Source organism: Bradyrhizobium sp. Kon37, from assembly GCF_055807535.1.
Window position 1 is genome coordinate 1 of sequence record NZ_JBVVOY010000111.1, and the last position, 561, is coordinate 561.

A 561-nucleotide genomic window follows, 5' to 3' on the forward strand; every position below is an offset into this window, starting at 1 on the left:
GGCACCGGGGGTGTTGCGGCCGACGGCACGACAGGCATCTCGTCGGCAACCACACTGCTCGGCACCACCGCCGCCGGCAAGCTGACCACCGCTCCCAGCGATGGCGATACACTGACGGTGAACGGCAAGACCATCACCTTCCGCACCGGCACCGCACCCGCTTCGACCGCCGTTCCGACCGGCTCGGGCGTCAGCGGTCATCTCGTCACCGACGGTGGCGGCAACAGCACGATCTATCTCGGCGACACCGCGACCACTGCGACGCTGGCGACTGTCGGCGACATCCTGACGGCGATCGATCTCGCCAGCGGTGTCAAGACCTCGACGATCTCCGCCGGTGCTGCGACCATCGGTGCTGCCTCCGGCGCATCGCCGTCGACCGCTGCCGCGGGCGTCGTGACTCTCAAGAGCTCGGCAGGTGCCGATCTGTCCGTGACGGGCAAGGCCGACTTCCTGACTGAACTCGGTCTGTCGACCGCGACGGGTGGCGGCAATGCCACGGTGACCGCGACCCGCACGACCAGCTCGGCTTCGCTGTCGGCATCGATCGCGGACGGCTCG

The 561-nt window shown here is 68.8% G+C and carries 1 protein-coding gene; it reads left to right on the plus strand.

The features are described 5' to 3' along the window. The coding region (locus AC0L3J_RS37325; protein ID WP_473350422.1) for a DUF1522 domain-containing protein at nucleotides 1-561 on the plus strand (561 nt) is incomplete at both ends.